At 38.6% G+C, this 20,841-nt stretch carries 18 protein-coding genes, 11 tRNA genes and 1 pseudogene; 26 read left to right on the top strand and 4 right to left on the bottom strand.

What is annotated here, in order from left to right; all coding sequences use genetic code 11:
- Positions 1 to 221 precede the first annotated feature (221 nt).
- Positions 222 to 2,099 (bottom strand): squalene--hopene cyclase, encoded by a 1,878-nt coding sequence (gene shc, locus V7108_RS07665; protein WP_335567793.1) that lies wholly within the window; start codon positions 2,097 to 2,099, stop codon positions 222 to 224.
- A 69-nt stretch (positions 2,100 to 2,168) separates the two neighbouring features.
- Between shc and V7108_RS07670 the strand changes: the two genes are divergently transcribed.
- The 7 genes from V7108_RS07670 to V7108_RS07700 all read left to right on the top strand — a co-directional run bounded on the left by V7108_RS07670 (position 2,169) and on the right by V7108_RS07700 (position 7,471).
- Positions 2,169 to 3,287 carry a DUF2515 domain-containing protein gene (locus V7108_RS07670; RefSeq protein ID WP_420489178.1) on the top strand — a complete coding sequence of 373 codons (1,119 nt, stop codon included), beginning with the start codon at positions 2,169 to 2,171 and terminating at the stop codon, positions 3,285 to 3,287.
- The gene (locus tag V7108_RS07675) at positions 3,214 to 3,663 is read left to right on the top strand and encodes a CBO0543 family protein (RefSeq protein ID WP_335515511.1); all 450 of its coding nucleotides are present in this window, start codon (positions 3,214 to 3,216) and stop codon (positions 3,661 to 3,663) included. Before V7108_RS07670 ends, V7108_RS07675 begins: the two co-directional genes overlap by 74 nt.
- Positions 3,664 to 3,884: 221 nt before the next feature.
- On the top strand, positions 3,885 to 4,322 hold the full coding sequence (locus tag V7108_RS07680) for a peptidylprolyl isomerase (protein WP_132097090.1): 438 nt from the start codon (positions 3,885 to 3,887) through the stop codon (positions 4,320 to 4,322).
- Between the two features lie 145 nt (positions 4,323 to 4,467).
- A complete protein-coding gene (locus V7108_RS07685) occupies positions 4,468 to 4,878 on the top strand; it encodes a hypothetical protein (RefSeq protein ID WP_335515507.1) in 411 nt (136 codons plus the stop codon).
- Positions 4,879 to 4,988: 110 nt separating this feature from the next.
- Positions 4,989 to 5,777: a divergent polysaccharide deacetylase family protein gene (locus V7108_RS07690; protein WP_335567794.1), complete on the top strand. Its 789-nt coding sequence runs from the start codon at positions 4,989 to 4,991 to the stop codon at positions 5,775 to 5,777.
- A gap of 83 nt (positions 5,778 to 5,860) precedes the next feature.
- Positions 5,861 to 6,616, top strand: a complete 756-nt coding sequence (locus V7108_RS07695; RefSeq protein WP_335567795.1) for an exodeoxyribonuclease III — start codon at positions 5,861 to 5,863, stop codon at positions 6,614 to 6,616.
- Between the two features lie 84 nt (positions 6,617 to 6,700).
- Positions 6,701 to 7,471, top strand: a complete 771-nt coding sequence (locus V7108_RS07700) for a class I SAM-dependent methyltransferase (RefSeq protein ID WP_335567796.1) — start codon at positions 6,701 to 6,703, stop codon at positions 7,469 to 7,471.
- 53 nt (positions 7,472 to 7,524) lie between these two features.
- Here the strand turns inward: V7108_RS07700 and V7108_RS07705 are convergent, their stop codons facing one another.
- Positions 7,525 to 7,671, bottom strand: a complete 147-nt coding sequence (locus V7108_RS07705) for a hypothetical protein (RefSeq protein ID WP_335567797.1) — start codon at positions 7,669 to 7,671, stop codon at positions 7,525 to 7,527.
- Between the two features lie 249 nt (positions 7,672 to 7,920).
- Here V7108_RS07705 and V7108_RS07710 point away from each other — a divergent pair.
- The 19 genes and pseudogenes from V7108_RS07710 to V7108_RS07800 all read left to right on the top strand — a co-directional run bounded on the left by V7108_RS07710 (position 7,921) and on the right by V7108_RS07800 (position 19,186).
- Positions 7,921 to 8,002: transfer RNA gene (locus tag V7108_RS07710), tRNA-Leu, on the top strand.
- A 44-nt stretch (positions 8,003 to 8,046) separates the two neighbouring features.
- Positions 8,047 to 8,121 (top strand) — tRNA-Gly (locus V7108_RS07715).
- 5 nt (positions 8,122 to 8,126) lie between these two features.
- A tRNA-Leu gene (locus V7108_RS07720) sits at positions 8,127 to 8,215 on the top strand.
- Between the two features lie 37 nt (positions 8,216 to 8,252).
- Positions 8,253 to 8,329, top strand: a tRNA-Arg gene (locus tag V7108_RS07725).
- An 8-nt stretch (positions 8,330 to 8,337) separates the two neighbouring features.
- Positions 8,338 to 8,414: transfer RNA gene (locus V7108_RS07730), tRNA-Pro, on the top strand.
- 18 nt (positions 8,415 to 8,432) lie between these two features.
- A tRNA-Ala gene (locus tag V7108_RS07735) sits at positions 8,433 to 8,508 on the top strand.
- A 48-nt stretch (positions 8,509 to 8,556) separates the two neighbouring features.
- Positions 8,557 to 8,633, top strand: a tRNA-Met gene (locus V7108_RS07740).
- A gap of 72 nt (positions 8,634 to 8,705) precedes the next feature.
- Positions 8,706 to 8,798 (top strand) — tRNA-Ser (locus V7108_RS07745).
- A 29-nt stretch (positions 8,799 to 8,827) separates the two neighbouring features.
- Positions 8,828 to 8,912 (top strand) — tRNA-Tyr (locus tag V7108_RS07750).
- A 69-nt stretch (positions 8,913 to 8,981) separates the two neighbouring features.
- Positions 8,982 to 9,055: transfer RNA gene (locus V7108_RS07755), tRNA-Trp, on the top strand.
- A 7-nt stretch (positions 9,056 to 9,062) separates the two neighbouring features.
- Positions 9,063 to 9,144 (top strand) — tRNA-Leu (locus V7108_RS07760).
- A 317-nt stretch (positions 9,145 to 9,461) separates the two neighbouring features.
- Positions 9,462 to 9,772: pseudogene (locus V7108_RS07765) on the top strand (VOC family protein); the annotation flags it as partial.
- 320 nt (positions 9,773 to 10,092) lie between these two features.
- Positions 10,093 to 12,315, top strand: a complete 2,223-nt coding sequence (gene purL / locus V7108_RS07770) for a phosphoribosylformylglycinamidine synthase subunit PurL (RefSeq protein WP_335567798.1) — start codon at positions 10,093 to 10,095, stop codon at positions 12,313 to 12,315.
- Between the two features lie 516 nt (positions 12,316 to 12,831).
- A complete protein-coding gene (locus V7108_RS07775) occupies positions 12,832 to 13,107 on the top strand; it encodes a DUF485 domain-containing protein (protein WP_335510952.1) in 276 nt (91 codons plus the stop codon).
- Positions 13,104 to 14,657 (top strand): solute symporter family protein, encoded by a 1,554-nt coding sequence (locus tag V7108_RS07780; RefSeq protein ID WP_335510950.1) that lies wholly within the window; start codon positions 13,104 to 13,106, stop codon positions 14,655 to 14,657. The genes V7108_RS07775 and V7108_RS07780 overlap by 4 nt, the downstream gene beginning before the upstream one ends.
- On the top strand, positions 14,645 to 16,405 hold the full coding sequence (locus V7108_RS07785) for a LytS/YhcK type 5TM receptor domain-containing protein (protein WP_335510949.1): 1,761 nt from the start codon (positions 14,645 to 14,647) through the stop codon (positions 16,403 to 16,405). The genes V7108_RS07780 and V7108_RS07785 overlap by 13 nt, the downstream gene beginning before the upstream one ends.
- A 4-nt stretch (positions 16,406 to 16,409) precedes the next feature.
- Complete coding sequence (locus V7108_RS07790) at positions 16,410 to 17,159, top strand: LytR/AlgR family response regulator transcription factor (protein ID WP_335510947.1); 750 nt, start codon at positions 16,410 to 16,412, stop codon at positions 17,157 to 17,159.
- Positions 17,160 to 17,308: 149 nt separating this feature from the next.
- Entirely contained in the window at positions 17,309 to 17,638 is a 330-nt protein-coding gene (locus tag V7108_RS07795) for a DUF485 domain-containing protein (RefSeq protein ID WP_420489024.1), read from the top strand.
- A gap of 12 nt (positions 17,639 to 17,650) precedes the next feature.
- Entirely contained in the window at positions 17,651 to 19,186 is a 1,536-nt protein-coding gene (locus V7108_RS07800) for a solute symporter family protein (protein WP_335510945.1), read from the top strand.
- A 270-nt stretch (positions 19,187 to 19,456) separates the two neighbouring features.
- On the opposite strand, the gene V7108_RS07805 is transcribed toward V7108_RS07800, so the two are convergent.
- Both V7108_RS07805 and V7108_RS07810 read right to left on the bottom strand, forming a co-directional pair.
- The gene (locus tag V7108_RS07805; RefSeq protein ID WP_335510943.1) at positions 19,457 to 19,786 is read right to left on the bottom strand and encodes a hypothetical protein; all 330 of its coding nucleotides are present in this window, start codon (positions 19,784 to 19,786) and stop codon (positions 19,457 to 19,459) included.
- 272 nt (positions 19,787 to 20,058) lie between these two features.
- Positions 20,059 to 20,826 carry a DUF3891 family protein gene (locus V7108_RS07810; protein ID WP_335567799.1) on the bottom strand — a complete coding sequence of 256 codons (768 nt, stop codon included), beginning with the start codon at positions 20,824 to 20,826 and terminating at the stop codon, positions 20,059 to 20,061.
- Positions 20,827 to 20,841: the final 15 nt, after the last annotated feature.

Consider the following 20,841-nt stretch of genomic DNA (forward strand, 5'->3'; position numbering starts at 1 on the left):
AAATTAGGTGGGAGTGGGAATATCGTAAGAATCCGCCGTTGATTGTGCCGATAAATTGGTCGGAGTAGGATATGGTAAGAATCAGTCGATTATTGTGCCTGTAAATTAAGCGAATGTAGGGGTATGGTAAAAATTCAAGGTTTTTCTGCAATATTGAAATAATATAGGCAGCTGGGAAGTTACAAATAGAAAAAACGACGGAGACATTGAGTCCCGTCGATTCATGAATCAAATTTCTTTTGATAATGAGCCAATGCAAGCAGCGGAAAAATATAGCGGTAGCTGTGATAATGGATGTAAAAAGCACCCGCCATACCTTGGCCTTTGGGGTACGCAGTCGTCCAGTCATCTTTTTGCAGGTTTCTCAATAAATAGGCAATACCTTTTCGAATCTCTGATGTCGGTTTGTCTGAAACACTTATTAAAGCATCCAATGCCCAGGCGGTGTGGGTCAAAGTACTAATCTTAAGCGGAACATATTTTTCTTTACTATCACTATAACAAGATTCGCCCCAGCCACCATCTTTGTTTTGAATTCCCTTCAACCACTCTATTGTCTTTTGAAGCGATGTATCGGTGACAGGCACCCCAACGGCTGTTAATCCTGTCACTGCACCCCAGGTACCATAAATATAACAAATACCCCATCTTCCATACCAAGAGCCGTCAGCCTCTTGATGATCCATAAGCCATTTTATACCTTTTTTTATGATCTCATGGTCTTTTGGCAGATTTGTATAGTTACCGAAGAACTCAAGCGTCCTTCCTGTGATGTCCGCACAAGATGGATCGGTGAGGATAAACTCGCCTTTTTCAATTGGTAAAAATTCAATCAGTTTTGTATCGGTATTTTTTTCAAAAGCCGCCCAGCCACCATCGTCATTTTGCATCGACATCAACCAGTTAACCCCACGGGCCCAGGCGTCTTGACCTTCAGAAGGCATTCGAGAAATAGACCTCATTGAAGCGGTTGTATCATCAACATCAGGGTGGATAGTATTTATATTGGAAAAACCCCAGCCCCCAGGTAAACTGTTAGGATTATGAATCACCCAATCTCCGAACTTATCATGCTGTCTTGCTAATAAATAGTGATTTGCTTTCCTAACCATTTCATCCTCAAGGGAAACACCAGCCTCTTGAAGCGCATACCCAATTAACGATGTATTCCAAACATTTGCGGTTGTGTATTGCATATGCGGGAGGCCGTTAATTTCAGTTTTCATCGAATTAATTCCATTAATGGCAGCTGTTATGACAGGGTCGGTTTTCTTATACCCGAGTGAAAGAAGTGCGAAAATCATTAAAAAAGTTGAGCTGTAGTAGCTGTAGAACGTTCCATCCTTTTCGATATGGTCAAGCATATATTTTTTAGCACGATCAATCGCAAGCTTGTGAAGATGGTCAGGCAGCCCCATTAAATTCTTTACACCATCCTCGATAAAAGAAAACAATGAACGCCATTCGTTAGAACGGACCCAGTTATCATCGGAATTCCGACTAACCATTAAATCAGAAAGGTCAGGACTCCTTTTCGTTATTAAGCTAAATTTCTTATCAGCGAGAATCATCATCGGTGTAAGATTTGCCCTTCCATAAACAGATAAAGAATAGAAATTAAATGGGAAATGAAGTGGGAGCAGGATAATTTCAATTGGCAGAGGCGAGAATCTTGGCCATTTAAGTTGACCTGTTAAGGACAACATCACCTTGGTAAACATACTAACCTCTTCGATTCCGCCCTTAGATAAAATAAACTTTTTTGCAGCGGCCATCCGTTTATCCGTTTTTTCAAAGTAGCCAGAATACAAAAGAGCATAATAGCATTCTACTGTAGCCGACAGATTTCCTTCATGTTCATCATAAAAAAGCTTCCATGCGCCATTTTGTTCTTGCTTGCTTAAAATCCTCTCAGCAAGCCCTTTTATTAATTCCTCATCATTAATTTCTAATGTCCGTAATAAAATGATCATATAGGCATCTGTGGATAGTCCAGTTTCAAATGGATCACTCCAAGAGCCGTCGGGAGATTGATTCCTTCTCAGCATTTCAACCAGCCAGTCAATGCCTTTCCTAGTATCCATCATCGCAGCGTTCATTCCTCTCCCTATTGTATATTCTCATCTATACATATTCAGGAAGTTGAAGGAGAATTCTCGAAGGAGGTGATTGTTATCTTTTCTATCAGGAGCCGGGAGAAGACGCCGATAGACACCATCAAGGAGGCATCACAGTTAAAGTTAAAAATTACAGAAGTCCATCACTTAACGAAAGATGAGCATGCTCTTTTAGAAAGGATTAGATGTGATACACAGGAACTGAATCTGAATAATGTCACAAGAACGAAGGCTTATTTTGATTTTTATCAAAAACATCCGGAAATCCATTGGGCATTTTTAGGGCATATGGTGTCACGGAATGGCGGCTGGAACATGACGGATTTAAAGGGGGACTTGCTCACTCGCCTTCTGACGAAAAAGGAGCGGAATGACTTTTTTAACTTTTTAGAACGCGGCAATTGGCTGATTTTTCAAGATGCATATCCACAATTTTTACTCTACAGTGAAAGTTTAAAAAGGGGGAAACCGCTGTTTTACCTTCTGCCCAATTTAAATATTTCTACATTCATGGAGACCATTTGGGATTATTTTTGGAAAAATCCGAACACTTATATCCTTACTATAGCTCTCGTAATTAACGAACAAAATTATTTAGAAAAAAGGGTTATACAAAACTCAGTCTATCAAAAGGATGTTCTAAACACGCTGGAGTTTAAACTGCAGGATCACCTGTCTTTTAATCATATTTTGTTTCCCTATCGAAAAAAAAGCCTAGCGGGTCAGACGCTTCATCAGTTTCAATCTTTACACGAGCGGATTGTATTAGGAAAACGGCTGTACGGTGTTCTTTTTAAAAAGAGAGATTTATTTATGAAATGGGCAAAGGAACATCCTCATACAGGTTCAAGAAAAGATTATTGGCCCCATATATTCAATAATGTGAACGAAGGAATTCCTGGGATTCCCTATCAGCTCCGCTTAAACTCCTGCAAGCTGAGGTGGGGAGCTAGAAAAATTTACAGTCCTGATTTAAAGTCTGCATGGAAAAATGTTAACCACCAAGAAGCGGAAAAGGGAGATTGGTTTCATGATTGGCAGGTAGCCGACTATCTCTCGGAGCTAGATGAAACACAATTAAGTGGGGAGATTGAATATGAATACTGTAAAACGCTCGAAAGGCTTGAACTTGCCGCCTTGGCCAAAAAAGTCATTACCCTTTTTGATTAAAGAATTTGGTCCAACACTCTTTTTGGCGATATTGCTGGGAACTAGCTTGGATCTTTACTTTGTTGGCAAGAATATGTACATGTTCCCGATTAGACCATTTCCTGAGGTGTTTTCGGTTAATATTGCATTTACGTTTGTAGCTTTGCCCGTTATGGTCCTTGTTTACCTTAAAATCATGAAGCAGGTTTCAAAATGGGGGAAAGCAGGAGTTATTTTATTTCTAAGTTTATTAATGCCAATTGTTGAGAGGTTTTCTGAACTGTTTGGTTTATTTGAGCATAGCCCCGAATGGAGGCATATCTATACCTTTTTTGGCTACTTAGTTTTCTTATCGATCATTTTAATATTTTATCGTGTGACAAATAAAGAACATTAAAAAAGCCAAGACCGAAGTCTTGGCTTTACGGAATGCCGCGCGAGCGACACTACGTACCCCTTCCGTCCGTACAGTGGTTAAGTGTCCCGCAACAAGCGAATGTTCGGAAGGGGTACAGTTATAATACCACAATATTGAAGATTTGAACCATGAAACTTTCTTTTCTGCGCTGGAAAGTGTATCATAAAGAAGAATTTTTTTACATAAAGGAGATGTTTATTGTGGCAAAAAAAGGACACATACAAATGCAAAACGGTGAGAAAATCGAATTTGAATTGTATCCAAATGAAGCACCGGGTACAGTTGCAAACTTTGAAAAGTTAGCAAAAGAAGGTTTTTACAACGGGTTAAATTTCCATCGAGTTATTCCTGGTTTTGTTAGCCAAGGTGGATGCCCAACTGGAACAGGCACTGGTGGGCCAGGTTATACAATTAAATGTGAGACACAAGGAAATCCACACACACATGTACCTGGATCTCTTTCAATGGCACATGCTGGTAAAGATACAGGTGGTAGCCAATTCTTTATTGTTCATGAATCGCAGCCACATCTAAATGGTGTTCACACTGTTTTTGGTAAAGTGACTTCTGGTCTTGAAGCAGCAAAAGCAATGAGAAATGGCGATGTCATGGAAAAAGTTGAAGTTTACGACGAATAGGATGTTCGGTAGGAAGGGCCTTTTGATAAGGTCCTTTTTTTGTTCACTTGCCATTGCAGCCAAGAGGCAGCTTACCTTGTGGGTAAATGGAATTACAAATGGGGATAATAAGTGACAAAGATGTGGAAGGGTCTGTTTTTATGCAATGAATCATATAAAAAGAAAACTCCTGCTTATTTTTAGCATGATCTGTATGCTATTTGTTGCAGGTTTTGACAAAACAGCAGAGAGTGAAATTACTTTTACTATTTACTCGATGACAATGGCAATGAATAAAAAAGATTCCCAAGGCTATATACAAACCTTAAGTGATTTTTTTATTAAAGAGAATTATGGAGATGAAAAATATATTACTGAAAAAATTAATGAATTTGGTCAGGTAATTGAAATTGATTTTCAAATTAAAGAGATAAAATCTTATACGGCTGTTGTTCAATATAAACTTTTACATATAAATGCTAACAGAGAAAAATCGACCTTTTATGGGGAAATGATCCTTATTAAGACTAAAGATGGCTGGAAAATCCATTTCGTTGAGGAAAAGATGATTTCTTGAAATACAACTGATTTCAAGATAATGATCGTAGTTGATGATATTTTTCTTACAAGAATGAATCGTCTCTCCCGGGGTAAATTAACGATATCATTTTACTATAGGGGGTTTTTATGAAGATAAAATTTGCAATGCTGGTGATTCCTTTTCTTTTCTTCTCGTTCCAGAGCTCATCGTTTGCAGAAAACAAGGAAACAAAAGAACTTAAAGCAGCCATTATTATTGACGATTTTGGTGGAGGGAATGAGGGCGTTAAAGAATTTTTGGAAGGGAATATTCCGATTACAGCAGCGGTGATGCCTTTTACAGAAAACTCAAAGGCGCACGCAGAATGGGCACATAAAAATGGCTTTGAGGTGATGGTTCATTTGCCCATGCAGCCGAAAAGAGGAAAAAGATCATGGCTTGGCCCTAAACCCATTACCGTGGAACTCTCTCCAGAGGAAGTAAAAAAGCGGGTGAAGGAAGCGCTCGAAAGTGTACCATATGCAGTTGGGATGAACAACCATATGGGGTCTCTAGCTGTTGAAAATGAAGGAATAGTCAGGGCAATTGTTGAAGTGGCGAAGGAAAGGAAATTATTTCTTGTCGATAGTGGTACAAGTCCCGGCACGAAGTTCCCAGAAATTGCAAAAGAACTTGGTGTACCCTTATTAAAACGAGACGTATTTCTTGATGATATTTCGTCCTCAGCACATGTTCGAAAACAAATGGCTAGGCTGGCAAAAGTAACCGAATTTCAAGGCAAAGGAATTGCCATTGGACATGTAGGAGTTACAGGAAAGGAATGTTCAATTGGAGTATTTCAATCAATGGATGAATTTAAGAAAAGAAATATTAAAATCGTACCAGTTTCACAGCTTTTCTCAGGAGAATTAGCGGACCAATATTTTATTCCATAAAACAAGGCACCTGCGGGCTGCCTTGTTTTGTGTTAAAATGACAGTCGTATAAAGAGATAAGCAGTAAGGGAGATGGAATCCGAATGAAACTTGTATCTTGGAATGTTAACGGCCTAAGAGCCTGTGTAAATAAAGGATTTTTAGATTATTTTAAAGAAGTTAATGCAGATATTTTTTGTGTGCAAGAAACAAAATTACAGGAAGGTCAAATCAACCTTGAACTGGAGGGTTATCATCAATATTGGAATTATGCTGTGAAAAAAGGCTATTCCGGCACTGCAGTTTTTACAAAGGTTGAACCGATTTCTATAAGTTATGGTTTAGGAAATGAGGATTCACAGGATGAAGGCCGAATCCTAACATTAGAATTTGAAAAGTTTTATCTAGTGAATGTTTACACACCAAATTCACAAAGAGATTTGGCTAGATTAGGTTACCGGCTTGAATGGGAAGATCGAATCATCTCTCATCTGAAAGAATTAGACGAGCTAAAGCCGGTTGTTCTTTGCGGGGATTTAAATGTGGCGCACCGGGAAATTGACTTGAGAAATCCTAAATCAAATTTAGGGAATTCTGGTTTTACTGTAGAGGAACGTGGAAAGATGACTGCGCTGCTAGAGTCAGGTTTTGTGGACAGCTTCAGGCATTTTTATCCGGAAAAAGAAGGGGCATATTCATGGTGGAGCTATATGGCCAAGGTTCGTGAGCGGAATATTGGGTGGCGGATTGATTATTTTATCGTCTCCGAAAAACTTCGTGACCAACTTATCAACGCAGATATTCATTGTGAAATTATGGGAAGTGATCATTGCCCCGTGGTCGTTGAATTGGAAATATAAGTATTTCTTATCTTAAATTATAAAAACCTCGTAATTCTATTACGTAACAGGATGGCTTAAAATAGAATGAAGAGGTGATTCCGTATGGATATTAAGAAAGAAGTTCAACAACAATTTGGAAAAAATGCGGCTTCATATGTTTCCAGTCCGATTCATAAGGATGGAAAAGACTTAGTAAAAATGGTCGAAATGGCAGATCTAAAGGGTCAGGAGGTTATGCTCGATATTGCTACAGGCGGCGGGCATACTGCTAACGCATTTGCATCGCTGGTTAAAAAAGTAACAGCGGTTGATCTTACGGAGAAAATGCTGATTGAGGCCGAGAAGTTCATAAAAGGAAATGGTCACAAAAATGTAGAATTTGTACATGGAGATGCTGAACAGCTGCCTTTTGCATATGACGCATTTGATATTGTCACCTGCAGGATTGCACCGCACCATTTTCCGAATGTGGATTTATTTATAAAGGAAGTACATCGAGTTTTAAAGCCAAAAGGGCAATTCTTATTGGATGATAATGTAGTCCCAGAGACACAAGAGTTTGATCAATTTTATAATTCGATTGAAAAAATGCGTGATTACAGTCATTTTCGTGCCTGGAAAAAATCCGAATGGATTCAGAAACTTGAGGATAGCGGTTTAGAAGTCTTTGAATGGCACCGATTTGAGAAGACATTTTTCTTTGATCCATGGTGTTCAAACATGAAACTAGCCGATTCTGAAAAAAATCAGTTAACGAATTACATTCTTAAATCTTCACAAGGAATCAAGGATAAGTTTAGGATGGTTATCGAGAATGATAAGATAATTTCCTTTGTTGGTGAAGCAATTGTTTTAAAAGCAATTAAAAGGTAAGCAAAAGCCCAATGTACAAAAGAGAGCTGCCTCTCATTCATACATTGGGCTTTTTAAAATTCGAATGGACTGTGGAGGTCATTCAGCGCTGTACCGAAAACATCAAACTCAGGAGATCTTTCACCGTTACTAGTGTGTTCTTCTTGATCTGCTTGGTTCATAATGGTTTTTTCAGCGTCTTTTTTCTGGTAATAGCTCAAGGTAATTCAGCTCCTTTTTATGGGAATAAAGTATATTGTATTTTTACCCATAAAAAAGGTTCTAAAACATTTTTATATCTTTTCGCTTAAATACTGTATTTTGGTATAATAACAGTAGCTTTTAACTTTTAAAAAAAATCTTTAAAATTTGTTGTTGATTTCTGTCGGAATTCGTTGTATTATTATCAATGTCGCCGATACGAAGTGGCGAAGTTAGTAACTTAGTTTTCTAGTTCGTTTTTATACTATGCGGGTGTGGCGGAATTGGCAGACGCACCAGACTTAGGATCTGGCGCCGCAAGGCGTGGGGGTTCGACTCCCTTCACCCGCACTTATTATTTTTGCGATAGCAATATAATAACTTTCATGATGAATGCGGAAGTAGTTCAGTGGTAGAACACCACCTTGCCAAGGTGGGGGTCGCGGGTTCGAATCCCGTCTTCCGCTCCAAAGTTGCCGGGGTGGCGGAACTGGCAGACGCACAGGACTTAAAATCCTGCGGTAGGTGACTACCGTACCGGTTCGATTCCGGTCCTCGGCACCAGAGTTTTTTCGCGTTAGCGAAAATAACTTTCAATAATGCGCCCGTAGCTCAATTGGATAGAGTGTCTGACTACGGATCAGAAGGTTATGGGTTCGACTCCTTTCGGGCGCGCCATATTTTATCGGGAAGTAGCTCAGCTTGGTAGAGCACTTGGTTTGGGACCAAGGGGTCGCAGGTTCGAATCCTGTCTTCCCGACCATCTTCAAATTAACAAAATGGGGCCTTAGCTCAGCTGGGAGAGCGCCTGCTTTGCACGCAGGAGGTCAGCGGTTCGATCCCGCTAGGCTCCACCAAAGTTTTTTCACGATAGTGAAAATAACTTACAATTTAATCAGATATTTGGCGGTGTAGCTCAGCTGGCTAGAGCGTACGGTTCATACCCGTAAGGTCGGGGGTTCGATCCCCTCCGCCGCTACCAAGTATTTTTATGAAGTAAAAATACAAAAGTATTTTACTAAGCAACATAATTTTCAACATTTAGTATTACTGCGGAGGAATACCCAAGTCTGGCTGAAGGGATCGGTCTTGAAAACCGACAGGCGGGTCAAACCGCGCGGGGGTTCGAATCCCTCTTCCTCCTCCATAAAATTTAATTATTTATTTCTCCGATGTGGAGGGGTAGCGAAGTGGCTAAACGCGGCGGACTGTAAATCCGCTCCCTCCGGGTTCGGCGGTTCGAATCCGTCCCCCTCCACCAATGTTTTTTGCGAAGCAAAATAACCATAGTTTTTTCACGTTAGTGAAAATAACTTTCCAATTTCCATTTAGGGGTATAGTTTAAAGGTAGAACGAAGGTCTCCAAAACCTTTGGTGTGGGTTCAATTCCTACTACCCCTGCCAACGATTTGCCGGTGTGGCGGAATTGGCAGACGCGCACGACTCAAAATCGTGTTCCGTGAGGAGTGTCGGTTCGACCCCGACCACCGGTATCACAAAGAACAAAGTACGTTCATTTTAATAAATATAAATAAGCTCACAAACGTTGATAAAACAAGGTTTGTGAGCTTATTTATTTATTTATTAAGAAAGGATAGAAAAAGATAAGAATTGATTTTGTTTTACTCAATTTTTACGTTTCAATTGCAAGCTGACCTGGCACTCTTTTTCTATTCAATAAATGAATCAATACAACGACATACTGGTTTGTCCAAAATTCCACTTTTGTTTTTCCCATGGTGTAAAGACCGCCTTCCAAGGCTATTACTAAAATATTGGTGAAATACCTGAAAATGCCTTTTAATCTTAACAGATTTATAGTATCGTTCGATATGGAGCTAACGAAGAGGGGAAGAAGGAACTGTGTTGGCAGCCGTTTTTCTTTAAAAGGGCAGGAATTTATGTGTATCGACAGTAATATAAAACATGAGTTTTCCTTCACGCCTTCATTTTCGAACTATGTTACTTGCGAATCAGAAGCTTAAATTGACCATCTCTATCAAAAATTAAATGATGGTGGGGGAGCCTTTATGCCGATTGGGGACTATGGTTTTCAGTCAAAAATTTGGTTGGCTAGTTGATCGTTCCGGTGTGCCATGGCAGCTTGATTTACCTAACTGATATACATACGAACATACGCTTCTTTATAGAAAGTAAGCTTTCACCACCTGTAGATTATTGTTCCACTCTCATAAAAGAAAAAGAAAAAAGGAAGGATAAATTATGGCCCGTTGGCTGACAGGATATAGCCAAAAAGAGTTAGAAGCACTAATGGAAAACAAGACAGACTAGAACTAAGTAAAGACAAGCAAAGAAACACTGGTTTATATCAAATGGAAGAACAAATGCAGACGATCAAGCTAGCAACAAATAATTCCTAGCCATCTGAATATCGTCTTATTTAACAAACAAATTTAATTATTTTTTGGAGGTAACGATTGATGTCGCAACATAATATTAGCCCGGAACAAATTGAAAATGAACAAATATACAAGGAAATGGGATTAACAGACGAAGAGTATCAACTAGCAAAGGATCTATTAAAACGTCATCCGAACTACACGGAAACAGGCATTTTCTCTGCCATGTGGTCCGAGCATTGTAGCTACAAATCATCGAAACCATTACTTAAAAGGTTCCCAACGAAAGGTAGTCATGTTTTACAAGGGCCTGGTGAAGGTGCTGGGGTTGTTGATATTGGTGACAATCAAGCCGTTGTTTTTAAAATTGAAAGTCATAATAGCCCGTCTTTTGTCGAGCCATTTGAAGGTTCAGCAACTGGGGTTGGTGGAATAATGCGTGATGTCTTTTCAATGGGAGCAAAACCAATTGCAGCCATGAATTCCTTACGTTTTGGCAATCTAGATAATGACCATACGAAAATGTTATTTTCTGAGGTTGTCCGTGGGATTGCGAGCTATGGCAATGTGATCGATGTTCCAACGGTTGGTGGCGAGATCCAATTTGATAAGCAATATGAAGAAAATCCATTAGTCAATGCGATGGTTGTTGGACTAATTAATCATGACGATATGCAAAAGGGTGTTGCTGCTGGTGTAGGAAACGTCGTGATTTATGCTGGTGGGGATACCGGAAAGGATGGAGTTGGTGGCGCATCATTTTCTTCAGAGGTTGTTGAAGGTGGAAAAGAAGAAAATTCATCTGCAGTCGCAATTGGTAATCCACATATCGGTAAAAAATTAATGGATGCATGCTTAGAAGTCGTTCATTCGGATGCATTAGTAGGGATTCAAGATATGGGTGCGGCAGGATTAACATCATCTGCGAGTGAAATGGCAGCTAAAGCTGGTACAGGTGTTGAAATGAATCTTGACCTTGTTCCACAGCGCGAAGAAGGCATGAATGCATATGAAATTATGCTGTCTGAATCACAGGAGCGTATGTTATTAGTTGCGAAAAAAGGGCAGGAGCAGGAAATTCTTGATATTTTTGCAAAACATGATGTGGATGCGGCAGTAATCGGTGAAGTTATTGAGGAAAAAGCCTTCCGTATTAAGCAGCATGATGAGATTGTCGCAGATATTCCTGTCAATATCTTAGCTGATGAAGCACCTGTCTATCATTTGCCATCAAAAGAAGCGGCATACTATCAAGAATTTCAAGCGATGGAAAATGAAGTGCCAGCGGTTGACGATCATCAAGCGATGTTAAGACAACTCTTACAGCAGCCGACCATTGCTAGTAAGGAATGGGCATACAAGCAATATGACGCTGAGGCACAAGGAAACACGATTGCTGGTCCTGGATCTGATGCAGCAATCGTGAAAATCGATGGAACGGATAAAGCCATTGCGATTACGACGGACTGTAATTCTCGTTATATTTATTTAGATCCAAAAGTGGGTGGGCAAATTGCCGTTGCTGAAGCAGCACGTAATCTTGTTTGTTCTGGTGCAAAACCACTTGCCATTACAGATGGCTTGAACTATGGGAACCCAAACGATCCAGAAGTATTTTGGCAAATGGAAGAGAGCATTGATGGGATCAGCGAGGCATGTCTTGCGCTTGAGACACCAGTGATTAGCGGTAATGTTTCCATGTATAATCAATCAAAAGACGAAGCGATTCTTCCAACACCAATCATTGGTATGGTTGGACTAATCGAACATACAAAATATGTAACACAAAGCCATTTCCAAAATAATGGTGACCTTGTTTATTTAATTGGTGAAACGCTCCCTGAATTCGGTGGCAGTGAATTGCAAAATATAATTGCTGGAAAATATTCAGGAAAAGCGCCAGTCATTGATTTACAAATTGAAGCGAACCGTCAAAACATACTTGCGACTGCAATTAGAGAAGGTCTTGTCGTATCTGCACATGATTTATCTGAAGGCGGACTTGCTGTTGCCTTAGCTGAGAGTTTGTTTAAGGGACAAGCTTTAGGTGTTGAAGTTAACTTAACAGGTGACGCAACGGTAGTGTTATTTAGTGAATCACAATCAAGATTTTTAGTAACGGTAAAAGCAGAAAACAAAGAGCAATTTGAAACTCTATGGACAGATGCGAGCCAAATCGGCTCGGTAACGAACGATGGGAAATTGATTGTATCTGTAAATGGTGAACCTATAATTGAGGATACCGTTGATGAACTTCATAAACTTTGGAATGAAGCGATTCCTGGGTTAGTAGTAGCAAAATAAATTTTTTGTAGAACACGGCACCTTTCTGAATGGGCCGTGTTCTACCTAGTAATGTGCAAAAAAGAGGAATGTATAATGTTTGGAATTTGGAAACATGAAAAGGCATCAGAAATGAGAAGGGATATGTATTTTCTCTAGTGGGTCACCATTTATTATGCTTCCGAGTTATATTAAAGCACTTTTCTCTTTAACGATGATTATAAAAGCGAAAAAAGTGCTTCCGACACGTTATTGGAAGCACTCTTTTTTCTGCAGAAAGCGTTCTAAATCGTCTATCGAATAGATAAATACATGTGTGCTGCTACTCGGGTATTTAATAATCATAGTTGAAATCGATCCACTAAGAAAACTTACTACCATAGTATCGGCATGATCTTTTTAAATTATATAGAATCCTGTCGGCTTTAACCGCAAAGAGTTTCTGTATCAACTTTACTTGTTTAAACCCTTCATGTATTATTTGAATTGAAATACTTTATTGATTTTTCAGATTTTAAAAAACAGGAGGAAGATGAAATGGAGGAGCGAATTTTACATTTAATACGTAAGAAAAAGCAGTTGATGGCGCCTGCTTTGGCTGCTGCATTACTGTTTTATTTTTTGCTTCCTTTATCTCTTATTTTCATTCCTGATGTGATGACTCGGCCAAGCTTTATTTATAATATTTCTTGGGCATGGTTTTATGCATTTTTACAAATTCCGATGACATGGTTCTTCTGTTGGCTATATCATACAACAGCAAAAAAAATTGAACGACAGATAGAAGCCAGCGCTAAGGAGGAATCGCTGTGAATCCTACTTATTTTTTATTCCTTATTTATATTATTGTTTGTACATTGATTATTACCTATTGGGCAGCCAAACGAAGTAAAACAACTAATCGGTTTTACATTGCTGCTGGGTCATTATCAGGTTTTCAAAATGGAATGGCCATTGCTGGCGATTTCATTAGTGCAGCCTCCTTTCTCGGTATCGTTGGGATGGTTGCAATTCGTGGCTATGATGGTTTTTTATATTCCATTGGCTTTTTAGTATCTTATCTTGTTGTATTATTTTTAGTTGCTGAACCTATTCACCGCTTAGGTAAATATTCACTTGGAGATGTCATTTGTTCACGATTTCCAAGTGAGAGTATGCGATTACTTATGGCATTTTGTACATTTATCATTTCCATCCTATATATAATCCCTCAACTAGTTGCTTCAGGATTTTTACTTCGTTTGCTGCTTGATATCAATTATTCTATTTCCGTCATTGTCATAGGGGGATTAATGACGATTTTTGTCGTTGTGGGTGGGATGATTGCGACTTCTTGGGTACAGATTGTGAAGACCGTTCTTCTTATGTCAGGAACATTTCTCCTCACACTTATCGTTCTTTCTCATTTTAATTGGGATGTTGCGGAGCTGATTGGAGAAGTAAAAACTGGTACGCCATTAGAAGAGAAATTTTTCCTTCCTGGAAATTTATTTGATCATCCACTGGAATTTCTTTCGCTACAACTTGCTTTAGTGCTTGGAACTGCAGGATTGCCTCATATATTGATACGACTATTTACGGTTAGTAATGCTTTTGAGGTTCGCAGGTCTCTAATCAGTTCAACATGGATCATTGGAATTTTTTATGTGATGACACTCGTCTTAGGGCTTGGGACTGTCGCATTCTTGGGATATGAATCGCTAATGTTACTGGACCCTACTGGAAATTTAGCTGCACCATTACTTGCAAAGGCGGTTGGAGGTGACTTCTTATTGGCATTTGTTTCTGCGATTGCCTTTACAACCATTGTTGCAGTCGTTGCAGGGCTTGTTATTTCCGCCACAACAGCTTTTTCCCATGATTTTTTTCATCATATTTTGAAAAAAGGGAAATCAACGGAGAAGGAGCAATTGAGGGTAGCTCGTTGGTCGGCATTAGGAATCGGATTGATTTCCACCTTATTTGCATTACGTTTAGAGAACATTAATGTAACATTTCTCGTTTCGATGACTTTTATTGTTGCCGCATCAAGTATTTTCCCAGTTCTTTTATTAACGATTTATTGGAAACGCTTTACTCAAGTTGGCGCCATAATAGGGATGTTTAGTGGACTTGCTGCTTCTTTATTATTTGTCATTTTAGGTCCTTACATTATGAATCCAAGTGATGGTTGGATTAGAGGAGAGGCAATTTTTTCTCTATATAATCCAGGTATAATTACCATTCCTATTGGTTTTCTAGGTGCATATTTGGGAACTATTCTATCAAGAAGGCAATCCCAATCCATTGTAGATTTTAATAAATTTTATATTCAATCGCAGTCTGGCATTGCCTCTAGGGGAGAAAAGAAATGGAAAACTTAACGATTATATTGTTTGAACGTTTGGGACTACTTCTTATTATTGCATTTGTGATGACACGGACACCTGGTTTCAAATCATTAATGTACCGTAATTATAGTATGAAGATGTCGCTCGTTCATGCAGGAGTGTTTGGTTTATTTGGAATGGCTAGTACGGTTACAGGGATTGTCATACATGAGGATGGATTCATCAGTCATAATCTAGTTATTTTTCCAGTAGAGGATCAACATTTAATTGTTAGCATGAGTCTTGTTGCGATTGTGATTGCGGGTTTATTAGGCGGGCCGATACTTGGTTTTGGCGCTGGGGTTATTACTGGAATCCATCTCCTTTTTCTTGGCGGTGTTGGGGGATTAGCGAATGGCCTTGTCAATCCTATAACAGGCTTACTTGCAGGATTAACGGCAAGATTTTTTTCCAATGAACGCGTTATTTCTCCGCTGAAGGCATTATTTATTGGGGTTTTTCCTCCAGTTTTACATATGCAATTATTACTTATTATATACACAGATAGAATTGATATGATTGCACTTGTCAATACGATTGGCTTACCACTTGTGTTATCAAATAGTGCAGCGATTGCCATTTTTACAGCGATGATAGGAATTGTTTTACGTGAACAAGAGAATGAGGCAGCTCTTGCATCGAAACAAGCATTAACCATCGCGAAGGAAGCACTTCCATTTTTAAAAAAAGATTCTCCTTTTGATGTTGCGAATGGCTTAGCAAATTTATTATATAATCGTCTGAGGCTTGCTGCCGTTTCCATTACAGATCAAAAGGAGGTCTTAGCCCATATAGGATTAGGAGAAGATCATCATCATTTTGGTGATCCGATTACAGCACTTCCAGCACAAAAGGCGATTACATCGAAAAAGATCCAGGTTACACACGAGAAATCAGATTCGTTGTGCACTCATAAAAAATGTAGCCTAGAGGCAGCTATTTTCATTCCAATTATTGAAGATGATCAAGTAACGTATCTTATTACTTTCCATTTTCGAAAAGCAGAGCATATTTCTCCAGTTGAAATGATGATGGCACAAGGGCTTGGACAATTTATTTCAGATCAATTGAACATGCTTGGGGCTGAGAAACTAAAAGCACATATTCGAGATGCAGAGTTAAGGAATTTACAGGCACAAATCAATCCACACTTTTTGTTTAACACCCTTCAATTAATTGCAGGTTTGTTTCGGGAAAATCCAGCGAAGGCACGTCTCTTAACATTACAGTTAGCCAGTTATATGAGGTTTAATCTACGCTTAGTATCGAGATCTTTGGTTGAACTTGAAAAAGAGTGTGAACATGCGGAGGCTTATACTTCTATTATTCAAGAACGATTTAAAGGAAGATTACATATTAATTTTGTAAAGCCAAATGATCTTTCCAATATTTATATTCCGCCATCGACCATTCAGCCTTTGATTGAAAATTCGGTTCAGCATGGTTTAAAGAATGTAATAGATGGTGCAAAGATTGAAATTATAATAGAAAAAGAGAATGGGAGACTTGCCGTTTTCGTTCGGGATAATGGCAGCGGTTTTCCTAAACATATTTTACCGATTGTCAGTCTACAGCCATTAGTAGATCATATTAATGGTGGGATAGGTATTTATAATGTGAACCAACGATTAGTTCATTTATTAGGAGAGTCAGCGAGAATGCATATTCGAAATTTGTCCGATGGAGGCAGTGAAGTGAAGTTTTCGATTCCAATACCAAATCAATTGGAAGAAATGAGGTGATAGGATGAATATTCGTGCGATGATTGCTGAAGATGAGATGATGGCAAGAAAGGAATTGCTTTATTTATTGAAAGATGAAAAGGGAGTTATCCTTACTCCGCATGCGGAAACAGGCGAACAATTAATTGAGTTATATTCTGAACATCGCCCGGATGTTATTTTTCTTGATGTAGAGATGCCAGGTTTTACTGGTATCGAGGCAGCACGATATATTATGAAACAGGAGACAGACACAGTTCCCCTATTTGTGTTCACCACTGCATATGATGAGTATGCAATGGATGCTTTTGAAGTAGAAGCAGTTGACTACTTATTAAAACCATATGACGAGACAAGATTTCGAAGGACGATGAACCGAATTCGCAAAAGTATGGCAAATCGAAAGATTAGTAGTGAAGCAACGGAAAAAAAGGCACAAACGATTGTATCAAAGATGTTAATTGATGATGGAGAACGGATGATTGTAGTCTCTCCTGATTCCATTTTCTACGCTGTACCAAATAAACGATTATTAGAGATTCATACCGAGGATAAAGTCATTATGAGTCGGATGACCTTACAAGAATTAGAGGATCAGTTGGCTGGTCATATGTTTTTCCGTGCACATCGTAGTTATTTGGTAAATCTAAATCACGTTTTAGAAATTACCCCATGGTTTAATGGAACAAGTAATTTGACATTAAAAGATAAAAGTCGAACACAAATCCCTGTAAGTCGTTCTGCGAGTAAATCTATTCTTGATATTTATAAATGATAAGATCCATAGACTAGGATCTACAACCATTCACGAGCTATATATAACCATTGAACCTATGTTTTCGACCGTTCATCCATTTTCTAGTTACAAAATATTCAAAAAATATATAATTATCTATAAATTGGAGCAGAAGGGGATGGTCAATTTTGGCTCAAAAGGAATTAATGACGGGCAAGAAAAAAAGTGTAGATTATGAAAGGGTTCAAAGCAGTCCGCAATTCAAACAATTTTTGAGCAGAAAGAAGAAATTTATTGTACCGTTAACAGTATTTTTCATGATTTTTTACTTTTTATTGCCAATTTTCACCTCTTACACAACATTTTTAAACAACCCAGCGATTGGAAATATTTCTTGGACTTGGATTTTCGCATTTTCACAGTTTCTGATGGTTTGGGTGTTAAGTGGAATGTATGTAAGAAAAGCAGCTTCCTTTGATAAAGAAGCCGAGCAAATCATTCATGAGCAGTTAAAATAAGGGGGTATGTAGATGGATCCGATAGTAGTAGTTCTTTTTCTCGCAATCGTTATTCTTACGTTAGTCATCACTTATATAGCAGCAAAACAAACAAAATCCACCGGTGATTTTTATACAGCGGGTGGAGGATTGACTGGATGGCAAAATGGATTAGCGATAGCTGGTGATTATTTATCGGCGGCATCCTTCCTAGGTATTGCAGGTATGATTGCTTTAAAAGGGTTTGACGGATTTTTTTATAGTATCGGATTTTTGATTGCTTATTTAGTTGTATTGTTTTTAGTTGCAGAGCCATTGCGTAACCTTGGTAAATACACATTAGCGGATATGATTAATTCTCGCTTTGATGCGAAAAAAGTAAGAGGGGCCGCTGCGCTTAGTACGATTACCATTGTCCTTTTCTACATGATTGCACAACTTGTTGGTGCTGGTGCACTTATACAGCTTTTATTCGATATCCCGTATTGGATTGCAGTGTTAATTGTTGGGGTAATGATGACGATTTACGTTCTATTTGGTGGAATGATTGCTACAAGTTGGGTACAAATTACAAAGGCTGTCCTTCTGATGGCAGGAATGGTTGTCATCTCCTTCCTGGTATTATTGAAATTTAACTTTAATATTGGGGCAATGTTTACGGAAGTGAAAACGGCGACCAGTCATGGTGCAGATTATTTAAATCCGGGAGTCAAATATAATAATCCTCTAGGAACGCTTTCCTTAATGCTTGCCTTAGTACTTGGAACAGCCGGTCTTCCGCACATTCTAATGCGTTTTTTCACGGTAAAAGATGCAAAAACTGCCAGAAGCTCCGTTATTACTGCAACTTGGACGATCGGAGTTTTTTATATTTTAACATTATTCCTTGGCATGGGGGCAGCAATATATGTCGGGGAAAGTGAAATTCTCGCAGCAAACCCTGGTGGAAACATGGCTGCACCACTACTAGCCCAGGCAATTGGCGGCAATATTTTATTTGCATTTATTTCAGCTGTTGCATTTGCGACAATTTTAGCAGTAGTTGCTGGCCTCGTGTTATCTGGAGCATCTGCATTTGCACATGATATTTACGGACAAATTATTAAAAAAGGCGAGATAACAGAGAAACAGCAAATGTTAGCAGCTCGCTACGCAGCATTAGGTGTATCTATTTTATCCATCCTATTATCATTAGGTGCTCAATACTTAAACGTAGCCTTTCTAGTTTCTTTAGCATTTTGTATCGCAGCAAGTGCGAATTTGCCAGTTATTTTATACACAGTATATTGGAAGCGCTTTAATACATCGGGTGCAATTTGGGCAGTTCTTTCTGGGTTGATTTCAGCATTAATTCTAGTATCGATCAGTCCTAGCGTATTCTCACCAGTTGAAGGGGCCGCTCTATTTGTAGGAAACCCAATCTTCCCATTAGATAATCCTGCACTTGTTAGTGTACCATTAGGCTTTCTTGGTGGTTATCTCGGAACAATTTTCTCGAAAGAAAATGATATGAAACGCTATGCTGAAGTCACTGTGCGGGCACATACAGGCTTTAAAAAGGCGGAATGAGAGTAGATTAGGAAACCGCGTTTTAAAAATGGGATGTTGTGTGTCTATAAAAATGACCTGTCCTGATAAGGATGGGTCATTTTTTTTGGTTATGATAAGCCGATACCAAAAGCACTTTCCTCCTTAACGATGGTTATCAAAGCGAAAAGAGTGTTTCCGACACGTTATCGGAAGCACTCTATTTTCTGCAGAGGGCGGCTGCAGAAGTATCTATAAAACCATTAATTCATTTAAAGTTTCTATAGATATTATTCAATTTGTTTGTTGAGGTTAAATACATATACCTCCTTTCTTATTTAGAGTTACTTTCTGATCACCTGGACCTATAAATTGTAATGCGGCAGGAGAAAATACCCTAACTTTTCTCTTCGTTTCCTCAAGCTGTATTCGAATTTGACTTGAAATTCTTTTACCTTCTTTTAAGTTAAAATGACATTGTATTGCCAGCTTTTTGCACTCTTTCACCACTTCTTCGGTCATTTTATACATCGTCATGACCTTTACCTTGGGAGGGATCTTTCGGACGGAATCCTTCATTACTTCACCATTGGATTTTTCGGTTTGAGCAGGAACCTTTCGATGTAGCTTAAGAAATTTCATCTTTCAAATCACTACCTTTCCGAAAAGAAATAGGGGATTTTTTTCCCTGTTGGTAATAATTCAGTAAATATTCCTAAAATCCTTTGACGAAGATATCCTTTTTCTTCGTCATTTTCTCTCGAAAACTCTGTAAAATCTATTTATACCGAGTTAATAGGAGAAATTCTTTTATCGAAATTGGAAGATTGCTAGCATTAAATGAGGAAAAGATTCATATTATTTTACCCTGAATTTTTAGAGAAATTTTCAATTTTTATAGAGATGAAAAAATTTTATATGATCCTCAAATTTTTATAGGCATTGTGTGTATTTGTATAGGCTGATATTAGCCCGTTAGCCTTTATATCCTCTTTTTTTACCTCCTTAAATACTAACTGCACTTGTGCTTCCTTCTCCAAAGGAGACATCGAGAGCGAGACGGTATTTATATCATTCCAATTTAACTGTATTGGTTCATTATTAGCGAATGAGAATGCAGGAGAGATTCCATTCCTGAAAAATGAATATTCATTTTCTTTTGTTACACCTGGTTCGTGTAAGCAAATATAAAGTGATAGGTTATCACACCATTTTAAAATGCTTAGATGGTGGAGAAACAGCTTTTCCTTTGCCATATTCCCTAGTATCCCGCACTGTTTTAATAAGCGCAGCCTCCTTGTGCTTTCGTCCTCCATAAATTTAATGCCTATTGGATCTTCTTCATATTGGAGAAAGGACGCATAATGTGCGCTGCAAAGAAGACCTGCATATTTGCTCATTTTTGCGACTTCGTCGATTCCATTTTTATAAAAAGAAACCTTTGCTTCCAAAGGATAATCCATAAAAGTGTACGGTTTTTGCTGTTCCATATTCCATAAAGGGGCTAAATCTGGTTCAATCCAACCACGATCATGTTCGTAAATCCCTAGAACCACTTCTTCTTTTCTTTCCTCTCCCTTAAAATATTCATCCTTCCACTGATGGGCAATTTCCCCAGATATTTTAGCATGGTCATGTTGGGTGATCATAATAAAGCTATCTTCAAGTTCGCGAATAATCATGTTCTCATCCTTTCT

It is taken from the genome of Neobacillus vireti, assembly GCF_036962345.1.
Lineage (GTDB): Bacteria > Bacillota > Bacilli > Bacillales > Cytobacillaceae > Neobacillus > Neobacillus vireti_A.